Source organism: Roseateles sp. UC29_93 (assembly GCF_042695725.1).
In the GTDB taxonomy this organism is placed as follows: Bacteria; Pseudomonadota; Gammaproteobacteria; order Burkholderiales; family Burkholderiaceae_C; genus Roseateles; species Roseateles noduli_A.
In genome coordinates, this window is the sequence record NZ_CP170545.1 from 2,483,843 (window position 1) to 2,503,639 (window position 19,797).

General features: G+C 64.2%; 13 protein-coding genes and 1 pseudogene. 12 read left to right on the forward strand and 2 right to left on the reverse strand.

Features of this window, described 5'->3' with window-relative positions:
* Nucleotides 1-27: 27 nt before the first annotated feature.
* Nucleotides 28-246, reverse strand: coding sequence for a lipoprotein (locus tag ACFJIX_RS11470; protein ID WP_377160091.1), 219 nt, complete (start codon nt 244-246; stop codon nt 28-30).
* Between the two features lie 43 nt (nt 247-289).
* On the opposite strand from ACFJIX_RS11470, the gene cyaY reads away from it, so the two are divergent.
* Nucleotides 290-637: an iron donor protein CyaY gene (gene cyaY, locus ACFJIX_RS11475; RefSeq protein WP_377160093.1), complete on the forward strand. Its 348-nt coding sequence runs from the start codon at nt 290-292 to the stop codon at nt 635-637.
* A gap of 47 nt (nt 638-684) precedes the next feature.
* Here the strand turns inward: cyaY and ACFJIX_RS11480 are convergent, their stop codons facing one another.
* Complete coding sequence (locus tag ACFJIX_RS11480; RefSeq protein ID WP_377160095.1) at nt 685-3,126, reverse strand: penicillin-binding protein 1A; 2,442 nt, start codon at nt 3,124-3,126, stop codon at nt 685-687.
* Between the two features lie 442 nt (nt 3,127-3,568).
* Between ACFJIX_RS11480 and ACFJIX_RS11485 the strand changes: the two genes are divergently transcribed.
* From ACFJIX_RS11485 to ACFJIX_RS11535, 11 genes and pseudogenes are all read left to right on the forward strand, one after another.
* Nucleotides 3,569-4,648, forward strand: coding sequence for a pilus assembly protein PilM (locus ACFJIX_RS11485; protein WP_297528858.1), 1,080 nt, complete (start codon nt 3,569-3,571; stop codon nt 4,646-4,648).
* Nucleotides 4,645-5,271 carry a PilN domain-containing protein gene (locus tag ACFJIX_RS11490; RefSeq protein WP_377160097.1) on the forward strand — a complete coding sequence of 209 codons (627 nt, stop codon included), beginning with the start codon at nt 4,645-4,647 and terminating at the stop codon, nt 5,269-5,271. The genes ACFJIX_RS11485 and ACFJIX_RS11490 overlap by 4 nt, the downstream gene beginning before the upstream one ends.
* Before the next feature lie 7 nt (nt 5,272-5,278).
* A complete protein-coding gene (locus ACFJIX_RS11495; RefSeq protein WP_377160099.1) occupies nt 5,279-5,986 on the forward strand; it encodes a type 4a pilus biogenesis protein PilO in 708 nt (235 codons plus the stop codon).
* Nucleotides 5,983-6,576 carry a pilus assembly protein PilP gene (locus ACFJIX_RS11500; RefSeq protein WP_377160101.1) on the forward strand — a complete coding sequence of 198 codons (594 nt, stop codon included), beginning with the start codon at nt 5,983-5,985 and terminating at the stop codon, nt 6,574-6,576. The genes ACFJIX_RS11495 and ACFJIX_RS11500 overlap by 4 nt, the downstream gene beginning before the upstream one ends.
* A gap of 26 nt (nt 6,577-6,602) precedes the next feature.
* Nucleotides 6,603-8,798 (forward strand): type IV pilus secretin PilQ, encoded by a 2,196-nt coding sequence (pilQ, locus tag ACFJIX_RS11505; RefSeq protein WP_377161722.1) that lies wholly within the window; start codon nt 6,603-6,605, stop codon nt 8,796-8,798.
* 166 nt (nt 8,799-8,964) lie between these two features.
* Nucleotides 8,965-11,235 (forward strand): hypothetical protein, encoded by a 2,271-nt coding sequence (locus ACFJIX_RS11510; protein WP_377160103.1) that lies wholly within the window; start codon nt 8,965-8,967, stop codon nt 11,233-11,235.
* Complete coding sequence (locus ACFJIX_RS11515) at nt 11,232-11,837, forward strand: shikimate kinase (RefSeq protein ID WP_377161724.1); 606 nt, start codon at nt 11,232-11,234, stop codon at nt 11,835-11,837. Before ACFJIX_RS11510 ends, ACFJIX_RS11515 begins: the two co-directional genes overlap by 4 nt.
* Complete coding sequence (aroB, locus tag ACFJIX_RS11520; protein ID WP_377160105.1) at nt 11,818-12,933, forward strand: 3-dehydroquinate synthase; 1,116 nt, start codon at nt 11,818-11,820, stop codon at nt 12,931-12,933. The genes ACFJIX_RS11515 and aroB overlap by 20 nt, the downstream gene beginning before the upstream one ends.
* 21 nt (nt 12,934-12,954) lie before the next feature.
* Entirely contained in the window at nt 12,955-14,088 is a 1,134-nt protein-coding gene (locus ACFJIX_RS11525) for a deoxyguanosinetriphosphate triphosphohydrolase (protein ID WP_377161726.1), read from the forward strand.
* Between the two features lie 28 nt (nt 14,089-14,116).
* The gene (locus ACFJIX_RS11530; RefSeq protein WP_377160107.1) at nt 14,117-14,821 is read left to right on the forward strand and encodes a transposase; all 705 of its coding nucleotides are present in this window, start codon (nt 14,117-14,119) and stop codon (nt 14,819-14,821) included.
* Nucleotides 14,822-15,031: 210 nt separating this feature from the next.
* Nucleotides 15,032-19,778, forward strand: a pseudogene (locus ACFJIX_RS11535) (glutamate synthase-related protein).
* The last annotated feature ends 19 nt before the right edge of the window (nt 19,779-19,797 follow it).

Below are 19,797 nucleotides of genomic sequence, written 5' to 3' on the forward strand. Positions count from 1 at the left end.
GGTCCGCCTCGCGCGGACGCGGCGGCGTCAGTTCGCGGCGCTGGCGGCCGAGGCCGGCGAGGAGGCCGTCGACGCCGACGACGGCGTCGGATGCTTCGCCTGCGGCAACTGGAGCGGTCGCTTCTGGCCACAGGCGCTGACGGCGAGCGCAGCCGCGCACAACATCAGGGTTGTCATGGCCTTGGCGGCGCGGCGGCGGGTCGTCTTGGAGGCAGCGCCTACACTTCGCATCTTCACGTTCTTCATGGGCTCGCAGTCTAGTCTCTCGCGAGCCCGCTCCCGATTGCCCATGACGCCCACGCCACTGACCGATGCCGACTACGACGCCCGCACCGACGCCGTGCTGGCCAGCATCGAATCCGACATCGACACCTGGCTCGACGACGACGTGGTCGACATCGACCAGCATCGCACCGGCGGACTGCTGGAACTGGAGTTCCAGGACCGCAGCAAGATCGTCGTGAACACGCAACCGCCGCTGCACGAGCTGTGGCTCGCCTCGCGGCGCGGTGGGTATCACTTCAAATTCGTCGACGGGCAATGGATCGACACCAAGGATGGCGTCGCCTTCTTCGCGCGCCTGTCCGAGGAGGCTTCGCACCACGCGGGCAGGCCGCTGGTCTTTTCCGGGAGCTGACTGAGCGAGTCCTGGGCGAGATCGTCCCGACCAGGCGGTCGGGGGAGCTAGCGCTTGAAGAGATCGAGGATGCTCTTCTTCTCTTCCTCGGAGCCGGTGGTCGGCACGTGCTCCTCGTTGCCGAGTGCCTTCACGCCGCTGTTGCCGGCGAATTCGTCGTAGTACCACTCGCCGTTGAAGTTCACCACGCCCTCGGGAGGCTGTATCTCCTGGACCGGCGTGTTGCGCAGTGCGTATTGCATGAACTCGATCCACACCGGCAGGGCGAGCCCACCGCCGGTTTCCCGGTCACCCAGCTTGCGCGGCTGGTCGTAGCCGATCCACACCACCGACACCAACTCCGGCTGGAAACCCGCGAACCAGGCGTCCATCGAGTCGTTGGTCGTGCCGGTCTTGCCGTAGATGTCCGGGCGCTTGAGCGTGGCCTGGGTACGGGCCGCCGTGCCGCTGCGCGCGACTTCCTGGAGCAGGCTGTCCATCAGGTAGGCGTTGCGAGGTTCGATGGCCCGCTGCGAATCCTCGAACTGCTTGGGTTGCTGCTGGTAGAGCACGCGGCCCGCATGGTCCGTGATGCGCTGGACCAGCTGCGGCGCGATCCGGTACCCGCCGTTGGCGAAGACCGAGTACGCCTGCGCCATCTGCATCGGCGTCACCGACCCGGCGCCCAGTGCCATCGTCAGATAGGCCGGGTGCTTGTCCGCGTCGAAGCCGAAGCGCGTGATCCAGTCCTGCGCGTACTTCACCCCCACCGATTGCAACACCCGGATCGACACCATGTTCTTGGACTTGGCCAGCGCGCGCCGCAGCGGCATCGGACCGTCGAACTGGCCATCGTAGTTCTTGGGTTCCCAGGGCTGGCTGCCGGTGGTCGTCGCGTCGAAGAACAGCGGCCCGTCGTTGACGATCGTCGCGCCGTTGAACCCCTTCTCCAGCGCGGCTGAATAGATGAACGGCTTGAAGCTCGAGCCCGGCTGCCGCCAGGCCTGCGTGACGTGGTTGAACTTGTTCTTGTTGTAGTCGAAGCCGCCGACCAACGCCCGCACGCTGCCGTCCTTCGGGCTGAGCGCCACCATCGCGCCCTCGACTTCGGGCAGCTGGGTGATCGTCCACTCGTCCTTGTTGTTCCTGACCAGCTTGATCACACGGATCACCGCACCACGGCGGATGCGCGTCTTCGGGTTGCCCTTGTCGGACAGCCCCGAGGTGGCTGGCTTGAGTCCCTCGCCGGTGATGGTCACCGACTCGCCGCTCTGCAGCGCCGCGACGACCTGCTTCGGACCGGCTTCAAGCACCACGGCCGCCAGCAGTTCGTCATTGGCCGGGTGGTCCGAGAGCGCCTCGGCGATGCGGGTGTCCAGTTCCTTGGGGTCGGCCGGCAGATCCACATAGGCCTCGGGTCCCCGGTACACCTGGCGGCGCTCGTAGTCCATGATCCCGCGGCGCAAGGCGCGGTAGGCACGTTCCTGCTCGTCCGCGTGCAGTGTCAGATAGACATTCAGACCGCGCGTGTAGGCCTCGTCCCCGTACTGGCTGAAGATCAGTTGGCGGGCCAGTTCGGCGACGTACTCGGCGTGGCTGGCGGCTTCCTGCGGCGGCCGGATGCGCAGTTTTTCGGCCTTGGCCTGGGCATGCTGCTCGGGCGTGATGAAGCCCATTTCCAGCATCCGGTCGATGATGTATTGCTGGCGCAACACTGCCCGGCGCGGATTGTTGATCGGGTTGTAAGCAGATGGTGCTTTCGGCAACCCGGCGAGCATCGCCGCCTCGGCGATCGAGAGGTCCTTCAGAGGCTTGCCGAAGTACACCTCGCTGGCCGCCGCGAAGCCGTAGGCGCGGTGCCCCAGGAAGATCTGGTTCATGTAGATCTCGAGGATCTTCTCCTTGGGCAGCGCGCTCTCGATCTTCAGCGCGAGCAGGATCTCGTAGATCTTGCGGGTGAAGGTCTTCTCGGTGGACAGATAGAAGTTGCGCGCCACCTGCATCGTGATGGTCGAGGCGCCCTGGCTCTTGGACTCGCTGACGTTGGCCAGGCCGGCGCGGATCACGCCCAGGTAATCCACGCCGCCGTGCTGATAGAAGCGCGCGTCCTCGATGGCCAGGATCGCGTCCTGCATCAACTTGGGGATCTCTCGGATGTCGGAGTAGCTGCGGCGTTCCTCGCCGTACTCGGCCAGCAACTGACCCTCGCTGGACATCACACGCAGCGGCAGCTTCGGCCGGTAGTCGGTCAGTCCGCTGATGTCGGGCAGTTGGGGGTAGGCGATCGCCAGGGCCATGCCGACCAGCAGCACCACTGCACCCACTCCCGCCAGCACCAGGCCGAAGAGCCAGCCGACCAGCCGCACAAACCAGGGCCGGCGCGGCTTGCCGTCGCCCTGGGGCTTCTTGCGGGTGGAGTTGCTCTTCTCTTTCCTGGATGCGGCGCCCTTGCCCGAATCGGACGGGGCGTCGAAGGAGGGTTCGTTGTCGGAGGAATTCTTCGAGGGCATGGGCCGGAGTGTGCAATCTTGCGTGCCTGGCCGCGCCCTATCAGGGCCTGTACGGGTGACGATGCGGGCCGCGAGCGACGATTATAGGAACGGCCCCCACTGGGGCTTCGCCGGGTCAGTCCGCGACCGCTTGACTGTTACAGGAGTTGTGGGGACTTTCGCGGACACTGCGCGGCTGCCTTTTTCCTCCGCCCGGGACATCCCTCTTGAAGGTGTCCCGGAGGGGATTCGGCAAAGCGGGAATCTGTCGCAAAACCGTTCCGAATGGGGAGTAAAAGGGCCATTTTTTGGCGCTTTACCACCCGTCGGTGGCGTGTATGTTACGCAACGCTGCGTTACTTGCTGTGACCGCTTTGCCTTGGGGCGACAAAGGCTTTGCTGATAGCATTCAAGTAACTTATTAACAAACCGGCGCATGAGCGGCGCGTTGGGGGAACGCATCATGGGGCTGTTGGACCTACTGCGCGGACGTGCGCATCCACCCATGATTGGCCTGGACATCTCGTCGTCCAGTGTCAAGCTTGTGGAATTGAGTCAAAACTCGAATGGCGAATACGTTCTTGAACGTTTCGCCACCGAGCCATTCGAAAAAGGCTGGATTACCGACGGCCAGATCGAGAAATTCGACGAGGTCGCGGACGCCGTCCGTCGGGTGGTCACGCGCAGTGGCAGCAGGACCCGGCAGGCTTCGCTGGCGATGCCGCAAAGTTCGGTGATCACCAAGAAGATCATGCTGCCGGCCGGCCTCCGCGAGGAGGAGCTCGAGCTGCAGGTCGAGGCCGAGGCCAACCAGTACATCCCGTTCTCGCTGGACGAGGTTTCGCTGGACTTCTGTGTCATCGGCCCGAGCCCGACTTCGGTCGGCGACGTCGAAGTGCTGATCGCCGCGTCCCGCAAGGACCGCGTGCAGGATCGTCAGGCGCTGGCGGAAGCTGCCGGCCTCAAGCCGGTCGTGCTGGACATCGAGTCCCACGCGTCGCGGATGGCCGTGGGCCGTCTGGTGGAGACGCTGCCCAACGAAGGCAAGGACGCGCTGGTCGCGCTGTTTGAGATCGGTGCCGACACCACTTCGCTGAAGGTGCTGCGCGACGATGAAATGCTTTACGACCGCGATCAGGCCTTCGGCGGCTCGCAGTTGACTCAGCTGATCTCGCGGCAATACGGTTTCTCCTTCGAGGAGGCGGAGCTGAAGAAGCTCAGTGGCGAATTGCCGGATGACTACGAGACGCAGGTGCTGAATCCCTTCGTCGATTCGCTGTCGCAGGAAATCGGCCGGGCGCTCCAGTACTTCTTTACCAGCACGCCCCATCACAAGGTCCATTACGTGATGCTCGCCGGCGGTACCGCCACCTTGCCTGGCCTCAAGGAGCGGGTGACCGAACTGACGGGCTTCGCCTGCATGGTGGTCAATCCTTTCGAGAACATGGTGCTCGGGTCTGCGGTGCGCGAATCCAAGTTGCGCCGTGAAGCCCCGGCCTATCTGACAGCGTGCGGCCTCGCCATGCGGAGGTTCTTTCAGTGATTCTGATCAACCTGCTCCCGCACCGCGAGGAGAAGCGCAAGCGCCGCAAGGCCGCGTTCTTCGTCGGGCTGGGAATGTCCTTCGCCGTCGGCGTGCTGATCGCCGCCTTCATCTATCTGCTGCTGCAGCAGTTGACCGCCGCGCAGGCGAGCCGCAATGACTATCTGAAGGCCGAGATCACCAAGCTCGACATCCAGATCAAGGACATTGCGACGCTGCGCGCCGAGATCGACGCGTTGCGTGCCCGGCAACGCGCCGTCGAGAACTTGCAGAGCGATCGCAACACACCGGTGCACCTGCTCAACGAACTGGCGAAGTTCACACCCGAGGGTGTGTTCCTGCAGTCGGTGCGCCAGGTCAACAAGGCGGTGGTGATCGCTGGCGTGGCGGCGTCGAACGAGCGTGTATCCGAGATGCTGCGCAATCTGAGTCGCGCCGAGTGGGTCGAGAACCCCGATCTCGTCGAGATCAAGGCGGCTCCCGTGAATCCGCGTGATCCGCGCCGGCTCTTCGATTTCTCCATCAAGGTCGGGATCAAGAGCGCGACGCCGGAGCCCGCGGCCGGCGCTGCCAGCGGCCCCGGCACCAAGCCGGCCACGAACGCCCCGGCGAAGAAGGCGTGAGGACCCCATGGCAAGCTTGAAAAACCTGGACCTCAACGCCTGGTTCGCAGACTTCTCCGGTCAGTTCCAGAACCTGAACATGCAGGAGCCGGGCCAATGGCCGCCGGCGCCGCGTTATGCCGCCTTCGTCGTGGTGGCGCTACTGACTGTGGTGCTGGGCTGGTTCGCCGTGCTGTCGGACGAGCAATCGGCGCTGGACGCTGAGGTCCAGAAGGAACCGCAGTTGAAGGAAGACTTCAACAACAAGCTGACGCAGGCAGTGAACCTGCCCGAGCTGCGCAAGCAGAAGAGTCAAGTCGAGGAGTACGTCCTGCAGCTTGAAAAGCAGCTGCCGGGCAAGGCCGAGATGGATGCGCTGCTGTCGGACATCAACCAGGCGGGCTTGGGTCGAGGCCTGCAGTTCGAACTGTTCCGTCCTGGCGGCATCGTCATGCGCGACTACTACGCAGAACAGCCGATCGCGATCAAGGTGTCTGGCCGTTATCACGACATCGGCGCCTTCACGGCGGACGTGTCGAATCTGTCGCGGATCGTGACGCTGCACGATCTGGCGATCGTGGTGCCGGGTGTCTCGTCCAACGCGAATACGCCCCCACGCACGGACACCAATGCGGTGTTGTCGATGGAAGCCACGGCTCGGACCTATCGTTACCTCGATCCGGCTGAGGTCGAGGAACAGAGGAAGGCCGCGGCGGCCGCGGAGAAGAAGAAATGACGCGCTTCATTCGCTCCCGCACAGCGTCGCCCGGCGTGGCGACCCCGGATCGAGCGCCTGTGCGTGCGCTCGGCCTGCTTGGCCTGGCGCTGACAGGTGCGTTGCTGACGGGTTGTACCTCCAGCACTGATGAGCTTCAGCAGTGGATGGAAGAGCAGCGCCAGCAGACGCGCCCGACCGTCAAGCCGCTGACACCGCCGAAGACCTTCCAGCCTCAGCCTTACGAAGCGCAGGCGATGGTCGACCCCTTCAGCACGCAAAAGCTGACGGTGGCGTTGCGGCGCGAAGCCACCCAGCCCAGTTCGCTGCTGGCTGCGGAGATGAAGCGCCGTCGCGAGCCGCTGGAGGCCTTCCCGCTGGACTCGATGACGATGGTCGGCAGCGTCTCCAGGGACGGTCGTCCGTACGCGTTGCTGCGGGTGGACAACCTGCTGTACCAGGCGCGGGTCGGTGACTACATGGGGCAGAACTTCGGCCGCATCACCAAGATCAGCGAAACCGAAATCACGTTGCGAGAAGTCGTCCAGGACGCTGCGGGCGAATGGATTGAACGCACCAGTACTCTCCAGCTTCAGGAGCAGGGACGATGAAGAACACTGTTGTGGAGAACGCTTCGATGAGCGTCCGTACGAGGGAACGAGAAGGGCGCGTCAAGCGCTGGCAAGCCTTGGCCTGCGCGGTGGGCCTGGCAGTTCTGCTGCCGGCGCAGGCCTGGGCGCAGAACATGATCCGGTCGATCAGCGCGACGCAGCAATCCGGTACGGACATTGTCCGCATCGAGTTGGCACAGCCGCTGACCGAAGTGCCGCGCGGGTTTGCCGTGCAGGTGCCGCCGCGTATCGCGCTGGATCTGCCTGGCGTATCGAACGGTCTTGGCCGCAGCGCGGTCGAGATCAATTCGGGCAACATGCGTTCGGCCAACGTGGCGCAGGCAGGGGATCGCTCTCGCGTCGTGCTGAACCTGCGTCAGGCGAGCACCTATCGCGCCCAGCTGCAGGACAACTCGCTGCTGATCTTCCTGGATGGCTCGCCCGCCGCGGCAACCGCTGCCGCTGCCGCCACGACGGTCGCGTCTGACCCGGTGCACTTCGCCCCGAGCCAGAATGCCGCCGCGCAGGGCTTGCAAGACATCGACTTCCGTCGCGGCAACGACGGCGCGGGTCGCGTGGTCGTGAACTTGCCGAGCAGCCAGGTCGGTGTGGACATTCAGCAGCAAGGTCAGAATCTGGTTGTCGAGTTCCTTCGCAGCACGCTGCCGGAACGTCTGCGCCGCAAGCTGGACGTCACGGACTTCGGCACGCCGGTCCAGTCGATCACCGCGACTCAGCAGGGCGACCGCGTGCGCCTGATCGTGACGCCGAAGGGCATCTGGGAGCACAGCGCCTACCAGAGCGACAACCAGTTCGTGCTGGAAGTCCGTCCCCAGAAGGTCGACCCGAACAAGCTCACGCAAGGTCCGGGTTATGCCGGTGACAAGCTGAGCCTGAACTTCCAGAACATCGACGTGCGCGCGTTGCTGCAGGTCATCGCCGATTTCACCAACTTCAACGTCGTCACCAGCGACACCGTCACCGGCAATGTGACGCTGCGCCTGAAGGATGTGCCTTGGGACCAGGCGTTGGACATCATTCTGCAGGCCAAGGGCTTGGGCATGCGCAAGTCCGGCAACGTGCTATGGATCGCGCCGAAGGAAGAGCTGGCCAACAAGGAAAAGGCCGAACTGGAGGCCAAGCAGGCAGTCGCGCAGCTGGAGCCGCTGCGCACGCAGTCCTTCCAGATGAACTACACGAAGGCCGAGGAGGTCGCGAAGGGACTGACCGGTCAGAACAACCAGGGTGGTGGCGGCACCACGCAGACCTCGCGCATCCTGTCGCCGCGCGGTAGCGTGATCTGGGAGACGCGTACGAACCAGCTGTTCGTCAGCGACATCCCATCCAAACTGGAAGAGATCCAGGCGCTGATTGCGAAGATCGACGTGCCGGTCCGTCAGGTGTTGATCGAGGCCCGCATCGTCGAGGCTGACGACAAGTTCGGGCGTGCGCTGGGTGTCAAGCTGGGCGCGAGCGACCTGCGCGGACGTCAAGGTGGCATTCCCGGCTATAGCGTTGGTGGCAGCAACTATGTGACGGTTGGCGGGAACTACTCGGCGGTCGGCTCGGCGACCAATCAGCAGACGGCATACAACTATGCGGACTCGCAGTTTGTGAATCTGCCCGCCAACGTGGCTGGCGATGCCTTCGGCGGTGCGACTGCCGCGAACTTCGCACTGTCGCTGTTCAGCGCCACGGCGAACCGGTTCCTGAATCTCGAAATCTCGGCGCTGGAAGCCGATGGTCGCGGCAAGGTGGTGTCCAGCCCGCGTGTCGTCACGGCTGACCAGACCAAGGCGCTGATCGAACAGGGCGAGGAAATCCCCTATCAGCAGTCGACATCGAGCGGCGCGACCTCGATCACATTCAAGAAGGCTGTGCTGAAGCTGGAAGTCACGCCGCAGATCACGCCAGAGGGCAACGTGATCCTGACAGTGGACGTCAACAAGGACAGCCGCGGCACGCTGACCCCGCAGGGTTATGCGATCAACAACAAGCATGTGCAGACGCTGGTGCTGGTCGAAAACGGCGGCACGGTCGTGATCGGCGGCATCTACACGCAGGAAGACCTGGAGAGCGAGAACAAGGTGCCGTACCTTGGCGACATCCCGCTGCTGGGTAACCTGTTCAAGAACAAGTCGCGCAGCACCGCGAAGACGGAACTGCTGATCTTCATTACCCCGAAGGTGGTGAGCGATCGGGTGACGGCGACCACACGCTGAGCGGAGCCGGCGCCTAGCGCCGGCCGCTCGCGGCATGATGCCAAGCAGCTAAGCGCGTTCGCGAGAGAACAGCCGCCACAAGAGCCGGAAAGGGCCGGTGGCGCGAACGCATTTCAGAGAGGATGCCGTGGCCAGGCAAGTGCCGCGGACGCAGGAGTAGCAAGACATGAAGCGAATCGAACGAGTGGCCAGCGTGGGCGGCAAGTCAGTGGTGATGCGCGGCACCGCCCGCCTGGTGTTGACGGGCACGATGGTGGCAGTGCTGGCTGCTTGCGGCGGCGGCGGTGGTGGCGATGCTGGTACGCCGGTGGTCGGGCCGGGTAGCGGCTCGGGCAGCACCCCGACGACGCCGGTGGTGACTGCGCCGACGATGACGCTCAAGCTGACGTCTGTGACTGTCACTGCCAGCGCCCCGGCCACGGTGACCGCCTCGTTGCGGACCGCAACCGGTGCTCCTGTAGCCAACACGGTGGTGACCTTCACGACCGCTGCGGGTCTGGGCAAGTTCGATTCGACGACGGCCCTGACCAACGACAGTGGCGATGCCACGGTGACGCTGAGTCCCGCGAGCGCGACGACAGCGGGTGCGGACACGATCAACGCAACGGCCACGGTGGCGGGAGCGAGCATTACGGCGAGCAGCGGTTTCCAACTTGCGGCGACCAATGTGACGATTGACTCACTGACCTCCGACTTGGCGCTGTCTGCATTGCCCCCGAACGGTGAGACGACCCTGACGGTCGGCCTGTCCTCCACGGCGATCGGTACGCCCGTCAACGTGTCGTTGACGTCCGCCTGTGTCGTGGCTGGAAAGGGCACGCTGACTCCGACCGGCACAGTCACGACGACCACCGGATCGGCCAGCTTCCGTTTCCGTGACAACAGCTGTGGCAGCTTCCAGGGCACGGACACCTACCAGGCCACCATTGTCGGCAGCACTTCGACGCGTCAACTTGTGCTGACTCTGGGCACGCCACAGGCACAAAGCCTGCAGGCCACGGACACGGCGACGAAGACGATCTACCTGAAGGGTTCCGGCTACACCGAATTCGCGAATGTCACGTTCCGCTTGGTCGATGCCGGCGGCAACGGCGTGCCGAACCAACCGATCGATCTGTCGGCCAACGTCTGGTCGGGCGGCTTGACGTTGGATGGCGTCACCGGAGCGACGATCACCAAGAATACGGACACCAACGGCGACGTGGTGGTTCGCATCAATTCTGGCACGGTGCCGACGCCGGTGCGCGTGGCGGCAACGTTGAAGAACACGACCATCTCGACGGTGTCGAGTTCCCTGTCCATCGCTGTCGGCCTGCCGTCGCAGCTGAATTTCTCGCTCGCCCAAGGATCGGCGAACATCGAGGGCGCGGACCGGGACGGTACGCCAAACACCTATTCGATCATCGCGTCGGATCGACTGGGTAATCCGGTGCCGGATGGCACAGCCATCAACTTCGTGTCGGAGGCAGGTCAGGTGGTGAACACGGTGTTCACGGCCAAGGACACCAACGGCATTTCCCGTGCGACCTCCAACTTCGCTGCGGCGGAACCGCGTCCTGCCGATGGCCGTGTGACGGTGCTCGCTTATGCCCTGGGCGAAGAATCGTTCATCGACAAGAACGGCAACAACGTCTACGACGCGGGTGAGCAATTCCAGAATCTGGGTTCTGTGTTCCTGGATCGCCTGTACAACAATAACTACAGCACGACAGACCAGTTCATCAAGCAGAACGACAGCACCGGGACCGGTGTTTGCGCGAACGATCCGAACAACGTTCTGACAGAGCCGGCCAAGTCGCTGTTCGCGTTCGGTTCGTACACGCCTTACGTGCCGGGCACCTGTGACGCCGGGCAAGGTCGCGCTTACGTCCGGCGCGCGGTCGAGACGGTGTTCTCGACTTCCAAGGCCAACATCGTTTGGGGCCTCAAGGCTCCGGGAAATCTCCGCCAGGCTGCTGTCAACGGAACTTGTCCGGACACGCGCAAGCTGATCGATTTCGGCGCTTTCGCAAAGGGGTCGGGTGTTGATGACAACGGCGCTACGGCGAACTGGTGGGGTTATTCGGATGACGGCCGTGACGCACCGAACTGGGTGACGGTGTCGCGAGTCGGCTCCGGCAACAACGTGCTGTACGGCGGCGCTGCCACGATGTCGCTCTACTTCCTGGTGAGTGACAACAACGGGACCGCGTTCAATCCGATGCCCGCAAGCTCCAAGGTGACGGCAACTGGCAGCGACGGTCTGACTGTGACAGTCCAGGCGGGCAGCTCCACTCCGAGCACGCTTGTGCCTACCGGCGCGACGGTGGACGTGAAGTTCGCGGACGCAACGGATAGCGGCACGGTGTACATCACTGTGACATCGCCCGCGGGCCTGGCCACCACCTTCTCGCAAGCGGTGGCCAAGGCTGGACCGACCGGAACGGCGTGCCCCTGACGATCTCCCTGGTCGGCATGCCCGGCGGTGGCAAATCCACCGTCGGCCGGTTGCTGGCCAGGCAGCTTGATATCGCCTACGTCGACTCCGACGCCGAGATCGAAAAGGATCTCGGCGGCGAGTCGATCAAGGACTACTTCGCCCGTGAGGGCGAAGCGTCGTTTCGGGACCTCGAATCGCGCACCATCGCGCGACTGCTCGACGGCGCGAACAGTGGCCAGGAGCTCATCCTGGCGACTGGCGGCGGCGCGGTGCTGCGCGAGATCAATCGCGATCGACTCAAGGCGCATTCGACAGTCGTGTACCTTCGCTCGTCACCTGAAGAACTCTTCAGACGTCTGAGGCACGATACCCAGCGCCCCCTGCTGCAGGTGGCCAATCCACTGGCGAAGTTGCGCGAACTCTATGCGCAGCGCGATCCGCTCTACCGGCGTTGTGCGCATTTCGTGCTCGAATCGAGTCGTCCATCGGTGCATGGTTTGGCGAACATGATCCTGATGCAGCTGGAGTTGGCGGGGTTGATCGATCCAGCGCGGGTCGCGGCCACCGTGGGGGCGAGCGAGGCCCCGTACACTTCCGGGAATGACCGCTCCGGCTCCTGATCCCACATCCACCGTCGCCATCGACCTCGGCGACCGGCGCTACGACATCCTCATCGGCTCGGGTCTCTTCGACGCTTCGTCGTCCTGGTCCGGCTTGCCGCATGCCTCCGCTGCGCTGATCGTCACCAACGACGTGGTTGCGCCGCTGTACCTCGAACGCCTCCAGCGACAGCTCGCACCCCATTACTCGCGTGTCGAGACGGTCATCCTGCCGGACGGGGAACAGCACAAGAGCTGGGAGTCGCTCGACGCAGTCATCGACCATCTGCTAGCCGGCGCGGCCGACCGTAGGACGGTACTGTTCGCACTGGGCGGTGGCGTGGTTGGCGACCTGACCGGCTTTGCGGCCGCGATCTACATGCGCGGCGTGCCGTTCGTGCAGGTACCAACGACCTTGCTGGCGCAGGTGGACTCATCCGTCGGCGGCAAGACGGCAATCAATCATCCGCGCGGCAAGAACATGGTCGGCGCGTTCTATCAGCCGGTCCGTGTTGTCGCTGATCTGGACACGCTTGATACGCTGCCGGAGCGCGAACTCTCGGCTGGTCTCGCCGAGATCATCAAGTACGGACCGATCGCCGATGTGTCCTTCCTCGAGTGGATCGAGGACAACCTGGACGCCCTGCTGGCCCGTGACAAGTCAGCGCTCGCTTATGCAGTGAAGCGCAGCTGCGAGATCAAGGCGTGGGTGGTCGGACAGGATGAGCGCGAGGCCGGCCTGCGTGCCATCCTCAATTTCGGCCATACCTTCGGCCATGCGATCGAGACCGGCCTCGGTTACGGTGCATGGTTGCACGGCGAAGGGGTGGGTTGCGGCATGGTGTTGGCCTCCGAGTTGTCGGCCCGGCTGGGGCTGATGCCGGCGTCGTTCGTCGACCGGATGACGCGGCTGATCGAGCGGGCGCACCTGCCGGTGAAGGCCCCCCGGATGCCGATCGAACGCTGGCTGGATCTCATGCGTGTCGACAAGAAGAACGAGGGTGGCGAAATCCGCTTTGTCGTGATCGAGAGCCTTGGCAAGGCGGGCATGAGGGGTGCGTCCGATGTGCTCGTGGCCGAGGTGATCGCCGCTCACACTGAGACAGGGCCCCGTTGAAGGCTTGAACCGACGATGATGATGCTGCGCGCGCCCTTTGCCTCCGATCCCGCGCGCAGCCGCGGTCGACGGCACGCCGAGGTGTCCGCGCCGACGCGCAGCGAGTTCCAGCGCGATCGCGACCGCATCGTTCACAGCACGGCGTTCCGCCGGCTGGTCTACAAGACCCAGGTCTTCCTCAATCATGAAGGCGACCTGTTCCGCACGCGGCTGACACATTCGCTCGAAGTCGCGCAGTTGGGGCGATCGATCGCGCGCAGCCTGGCATTGGACGAAGACCTCGTCGAGACCATCGCGCTCGCGCACGACCTCGGGCATACGCCTTTCGGGCATGCCGGGCAGGACGTGCTGGACGACTGCATGAAGGCGCACGGCGGCTTCGAGCACAACCTGCAATCGCTTCGAGTCGTCGACAAGCTCGAGCAGCGCTACCCTGCATTCGACGGGCTCAACCTCAGTTTCGAGAGCCGCGAGGGCATTCTCAAGCATTGCAGCAAGCGCGACGCCCAGCGCATCGAGGATCGCGAGCCCGGCGGTGTCGCGGCTCGCTTCCTTCGCGGCGGGCAACCGAGCCTGGAGGCGCAACTCTGCAACCTTGCGGACGAGGTTGCCTACAACGCCCACGACGTCGATGACGGCGTGCGATCGGGACTGGTGACGCTGGAGCAGCTGGAGCAGGTGCCACTGGTCCATCGTTACCTGCGCGAGACGTTGGCCGCATACCCGGGGCTCGTGGGGAAACGGCTTCTGGCAGAGACCATCCGCCGCATGCTGTCGCAGCAGGTCTACGACATCATTGACGCCACCCGCACCGCGATCGAGACGGCTGATCCCGTCGATGCTGAAGACGCGCGCACGAAGGGGCCGCTGGTGCGTTTCAGCCCTCAGATGCGCCACGCGAGCACCGAGCTCAAGCGATTCCTGTTTGCCAACCTCTATCGCCATCCCATGGTGCAGCAGCAGCGCGACCGCGCCGAGCAGGTGCTGCGGGAACTCTTTCAGCTTTACCTCTCAGATGCGGGACACCTGCCTGCGGATTTCGCTGACGCCGAAGACCATGCCCGCGCCTGCTCGGACTACATCGCGGGAATGACCGACCGCTTTGCAATCAAGGAGCACGAGCGGCTGACCGGGAAGAAGTTGATCCCAGCATAATTGGGGACAGATTACTGCTGTCCCCCTCATGGCAAGACTCCCACGGCTGGCGCTCGCCGGCCATCTGCATCATCTGATCCACCGCGGGCATAACCTGCAGCCCATCGTCGTCGACGACGAGGACCGAAAGGCTTTGCTTGCTGCGCTGCAGGACAGCGCCGCCACTCACCGGGTTGCCATTCACGCGTACGTCGTGATGCCGAACCATCTCCACCTGCTGGCCACGCCCTCCTCGGACGACGGCCTGAGTCGAATGATGCAGGCGCTGGGGCGGCGTTACGTGAGCGCTTTCAATCTGCGCCATGGTCGCCTGGGCACGCTCTGGGAGGGGCGTTTCCGCGCCGCACCGCTGGAGGCCGACAGCTACTTGCTCGCCGTCATGCGCAGCATCGAGCTGAACCCGCAGCGCGCCGGCCTGAGTGGGGATCCCGGCGAGTTCGTCTGGTCGTCGGCGGCGCACCATCTCGGTCGACGGCGTGATCCGCTCATCACAGATGCGCCGGGGTTCTGGGCGCTCGGGAACACGCCGTTCGAGCGCGAACTGGCTTGGCGTCGCTGGCTGGAGGAGGGAGAGTCCGAGACGGAGCGCCAGAAGCTGATCGATTCGGCGCTGAAGGGTTGGCCGCTTGGCTCGGCACGTTTCCTGCAGACGCTTGGCGAGATCAGTGCCCGACCGATCAGCCCGCGCCCCCGTGGTCGACCTCGCAAGGAGAAGACACCGAGGACAATTTGACTCTTCCCGTGATCTGTCCCCAATTAACAGGCGCCAATTCGCCACGCATCCATTTAATCGATACTGACCCCGTTTAGTTGTGCTTGTGCCCTTGCGGTACGCGTCTTAATCTGCGCGGGTTTCGTTTTCGAGTTCAGGAGGCCACCGATGTCGGCAGCTCAAGATCCGCGCACCGCGCAACCGTCGTCCAGTATCACGAGCCCGGCAACGATGCCGGCCAGCGGGCCGTCCACCAATGAGATCCGCGAGCTTGCCGCACACGGCCTCTACGACGGCGCCAATGAGAAGGACGCCTGTGGTCTGGGATTTGTCGCTCACATCAAGGGCCAGAAGGCGCACCACATCGTCCAGCAGGGTCTGAAGATTCTGGAAAACCTGGACCACCGCGGCGCGGTCGGCGCGGACAAGCTGATGGGCGACGGTGCTGGCATCCTGATCCAGATCCCGGACGAGTTCTTATCGCGCGGAGATGGCCAAGCAAGGTGTCACTTTGCCCCCGCCTGGCGAATACGGCGTCGGCATGATCTTCCTGCCGAAGGAACATGCGTCGCGCCTGGCCTGCGAGCAGGAACTGGCGCGCGCCATCAAGGCCGAGGGTCAGGTGCTGATCGGCTGGCGCGATGTGCCGGTGGATCGCGACATGCCGATGTCGCCCACCGTGCGCGAGAAGGAGCCGATCATCCGGCAGATCTTCATCGGTCGCGGTCCGGACATCATCGTCCCCGACGCGCTCGAGCGGAAGCTGTACGTGATCCGCAAGACCGCCTCCAGCGCGATCCAGGCGCTCAAGCTGACGCACAGCCGCGAGTACTACGTGCCGTCGATGAGCTGTCGCACCGTCATCTACAAGGGCCTGCTGCTGGCCGACCAGGTCGGGAAGTACTACCAGGACCTGGCCGATCCGCGCGTTGTCAGCGCGATCGCGCTGGTGCACCAGCGTTTCTCGACCAACACTTTCCCCGAGTGGCCACTGGCGCATCCGTACCGGATGGTCGCTCACAACGGGGAGATCAATACCGTCAAGGGCAATTTCAACTGGATGCGCGCCCGCGAGGGCGTCATGAAGTCCCCCGTGCTGGGCGACGACCTCAAGAAGCTGTATCCGATCAGCTTTGAGCACCAGTCCGACACGGCCACCTTTGACAACGCCATCGAGTTGTTGACGATGTCGGGGTACCCGCTCGCGCACGCGGCGATGATGATGATCCCCGAAGCCTGGGAGCAACACGAGTGGATGGACGAACGCCGCCGCGCGTTCTACGAGTATCACGCGGCGATGATGGAACCGTGGGACGGTCCGGCCGCGATGGTCTTCACCGATGGCCGTCAGGTCTGCGCCGCACTGGACCGCAACGGCCTGCGCCCGGCCCGCTACTGGGTCACCGACGATGATCTCGTTGTCCTGGCGTCCGAATCCGGCGTCCTGCCGATTCCCGAATCGCGCGTCGTCAAGAAGTGGCGGCTGCAGCCGGGCAAGATGTTCCTGATCGACCTGGAGCAGGGGCGCATCATCGACGACGAGGAGCTCAAGACCCAGTACGCCAACGCTCGTCCGTATCGCCAGTGGATCGAGAACGTCCGCGTCAAGCTCGACGAGATCCCGGCGCCGGAGGTCACCGCGCCCGTGTTCCCTGCCTCCCTCCTGGACCGCCAGCAGGCTTTCGGCTTCACGCAGGAAGACATCAAGTTCCTGCTCGCGCCGATGGCCGCGAACGGCGAGGAAGGCATCGGCTCGATGGGCAACGACAGCCCGCTGGCCGTGCTCTCCGACAAGAACAAGCCGCTCTACAACTACTTCAAGCAGCTGTTCGCACAGGTCACCAACCCTCCGATCGATCCGATCCGCGAGGCGATCGTGATGTCGCTGAACAGCTTCATCGGCCCGAAGCCCAATCTGCTCGACATCAACGCGGTGAACCCGCCGATGCGGCTCGAGGTCACGCAACCCGTGTTGGACTTCGAGTCGATGGCTCGCCTGCGCGCGATCGAGCATCACACCAACGGCAAGTTCAAGCCTTACGAACTCGACATCACCTACCCGCTGGACTGGGGGCGCGAAGGCGTCGAGGCGCAACTCGCGTCGCTGTGCGCCGAGACCGTCGATGCGATCAAGAGTGGACACAACATCCTGATCATCACGGACCGCCACCTGAGCGCGAACCGGGTCGCCATCCCCGCGCTGCTCGCGCTGTCGGCCGTCCACCATCATCTGGTACGCGAGGGCCTGCGCACGACGGCGGGTCTGGTCGTCGAGACCGGCACCGCGCGCGAGGTGCATCACTTCGCCGTGCTGGCCGGCTTCGGCGCCGAAGCGGTCCACCCCTACCTGGCACTGGAAACGCTGCAGGCGATGACGTCGGAACTTCCGGCCTCGCTGTCGGCCGACAAGGCGGTCTACAACTACATCAAGGCGGTGGGCAAGGGCTTGTCGAAGATCATGTCCAAGATGGGCATTTCGACCTACATGTCCTATTGCGGCGCGCAGATCTTCGAGGCCATCGGTCTGAAGGCGGATCTCGTCGCCAAGTACTTCCGAGGCACGCCGACCCAGGTCGGCGGCATCGGCGTTTTCGAGGTCGCGGAAGAGGCGTTGCGCCTGCACCGCGCTGCCTTCGGCGATGACCCGGTCCTGGAGCACATGCTCGACGCTGGCGGCGAGTACGCGTGGCGCGCCCGCGGCGAGGAGCACATGTGGAGCCCCGACGCCATCGCCAAGCTGCAGCACAGCACGCGTTCGGGCAAGTTCGACACGTACAAGGAATACGCTCAACTGATCAACGATCAGAGCAAGCGTCACATGACGCTGCGCGGCCTGTTCGAGTTCAAGTTCGACCCTGGCCAGGCGATTCCGCTGGAGGAGGTCGAATCCGCCGCTGACATCGTCAAGCGCTTTGCCACCGGTGCGATGTCGTTGGGTTCGATCTCCACCGAAGCACACGCGACGCTGGCAGTCGCGATGAATCGCATCGGCGGCAAGAGCAATACCGGCGAAGGCGGCGAGGATCCGGCGCGTTACCGCAACGAGCTCAAGGGCATCAAGATCACGGCCGGCACGAAGATGTCGGACGTCGTTGGCAGCAAGGTGGTCGAGGCCGACTACGAACTGCAGGACGGCGATTCGATGCGCTCGCGCATCAAGCAGGTCGCGTCGGGCCGCTTCGGCGTCACGACGGAGTACCTGGTCAGCGCCGACCAGATCCAGATCAAGATGGCGCAAGGCGCCAAGCCCGGCGAGGGCGGTCAACTGCCTGGCGGCAAGGTTACCGACTACATCGGCTTCCTGCGCCATTCGGTGCCTGGCGTGGGTCTGATCTCGCCGCCGCCGCACCATGACATCTATTCGATCGAGGATCTGGCGCAGCTGATCCACGATCTGAAGAACGTCAATCCGCGTGCCGACGTCTCGGTAAAGCTGGTGTCCGAAGTAGGCGTCGGCACGATTGCGACCGGCGTGGCGAAGGCCAAGGCGGACCACATCGTGATCGCGGGGCACGACGGCGGGACCGGCGCTTCGCCGTGGAGTTCGATCAAGCACTGCGGCACGCCGTGGGAGTTGGGGCTGGCGGAGGCGCAGCAGACATTGGTGCTGAACCGCCTGCGTGGCCGCGTCCGCGTGCAGGCCGACGGTCAGATGAAGACCGGCCGTGACGTCGTCATCGGCGCTTTGCTGGGTGCGGACGAATTCGGCTTCGCGACGGCGCCGTTGGTCGTCGAGGGCTGCATCATGATGCGCAAGTGCCACCTGAATACGTGCCCGGTGGGCGTCGCGACGCAGGATCCGGTGCTGCGCAAGAAGTTCAGCGGCAAGCCCGAGCACGTGGTGAACTACTTCTTCTTCGTCGCGGAAGAGGCGCGCCAGATCATGGCGCAGCTGGGCATCCGCAAGTTCGACGACCTGATCGGCCGCGCCGACCTGCTCGACACGAAGAAGGGCATCAGCCACTGGAAGGCCAAGGGCCTGGATTTCACCCGCGTATTCCACCGTCCGGAACTGTCGGCTGACGTGGCCCGCCTGCACAACGACCAGCAAGACCATGGACTGGATCGCGCGCTGGACGTCAAGCTGATCGAGAAGTGCCTGCCCGCGTTCGACAAGGGCGAGAAGGTGCGCTTCATGCAGGAGGTGACCAACGTGCGCCGCACCGTTGGCGCCATGTTGTCGGGCGAGCTGATCCGCCGCCGTCCCGAAGGACTCGACGACCAGACCATCTTCATCCAGATGGAAGGCACGGGTGGTCAGAGCTTTGGCGCCTTCCTTGCGCCGGGCATCACCTTCTACCTGATCGGCGACGCCAACGACTACACCGGCAAGGGCTTGTCTGGCGGTCGTATCGTGGTGCGGCCGTCGATCGACTTCCGCGGCGATGCGACGAAGAACATCATCGTCGGCAACACCGTGCTGTACGGCGCGACCAAGGGCGAGGCCTTCTTCCGTGGTGTCGCCGGGGAACGCTTCGCGGTGCGCCTGTCTGGCGCGACGGCGGTCGTCGAGGGCACGGGCGACCACGGGTGCGAATACATGACCGGTGGTACTGCGGTCGTGCTGGGTCGGACCGGTCGCAACTTCGCCGCCGGCATGAGTGGAGGGCTCGCGTACGTCTTCGACGAGGACGGTCAGTTCGCCAAACGCTGCAACACCAGCATGGTGTCCCTGGACAAGCTGCTGCCTGCGCATGAGCAGGAGGCCACGATGGACAAGGCGCTCTGGCACAAGCTCGGCGACGGGCAGGCCCGCACCGACGAGGCGCTCCTCAAGAAGCTGATCGAGGACCATCACCGCTGGACCGGTAGCCAGCGTGCGCGGGACATCCTGGACCACTGGGCCGAATCTCGCGCCAAGTTCATCAAGGTGTTCCCGAACGAGTACCGCCGCGCCTTGGGCGAGATGGGTGCCGCCAAGGAAACCGCCGCCACGATTGCCCAAGCCAAGGCGCCCGCCGCCAAGGCCAAGGCCTGATCGTCACCGCATCGAAGAT

Coding starts and splice junctions, on each gene's coding strand:
- pilQ (WP_377161722.1), top strand. CDS start 6,603: ATGAGCGTCCGTACGAGGGAACGAGAAGGGCGCGTCAAGCGCTGGCAA.
- ACFJIX_RS11495 (WP_377160099.1), top strand. CDS start 5,279: ATGGCAAGCTTGAAAAACCTGGACCTCAACGCCTGGTTCGCAGACTTC.
- ACFJIX_RS11525 (WP_377161726.1), top strand. CDS start 12,955: ATGCTGCGCGCGCCCTTTGCCTCCGATCCCGCGCGCAGCCGCGGTCGA.
- ACFJIX_RS11470 (WP_377160091.1), bottom strand. CDS start 246: ATGAAGAACGTGAAGATGCGAAGTGTAGGCGCTGCCTCCAAGACGACC.
- ACFJIX_RS11510 (WP_377160103.1), top strand. CDS start 8,965: ATGAAGCGAATCGAACGAGTGGCCAGCGTGGGCGGCAAGTCAGTGGTG.
- cyaY (WP_377160093.1), top strand. CDS start 290: ATGACGCCCACGCCACTGACCGATGCCGACTACGACGCCCGCACCGAC.
- ACFJIX_RS11500 (WP_377160101.1), top strand. CDS start 5,983: ATGACGCGCTTCATTCGCTCCCGCACAGCGTCGCCCGGCGTGGCGACC.
- ACFJIX_RS11480 (WP_377160095.1), bottom strand. CDS start 3,126: ATGCCCTCGAAGAATTCCTCCGACAACGAACCCTCCTTCGACGCCCCG.
- ACFJIX_RS11530 (WP_377160107.1), top strand. CDS start 14,117: ATGGCAAGACTCCCACGGCTGGCGCTCGCCGGCCATCTGCATCATCTG.
- ACFJIX_RS11485 (WP_297528858.1), top strand. CDS start 3,569: ATGGGGCTGTTGGACCTACTGCGCGGACGTGCGCATCCACCCATGATT.
- aroB (WP_377160105.1), top strand. CDS start 11,818: ATGACCGCTCCGGCTCCTGATCCCACATCCACCGTCGCCATCGACCTC.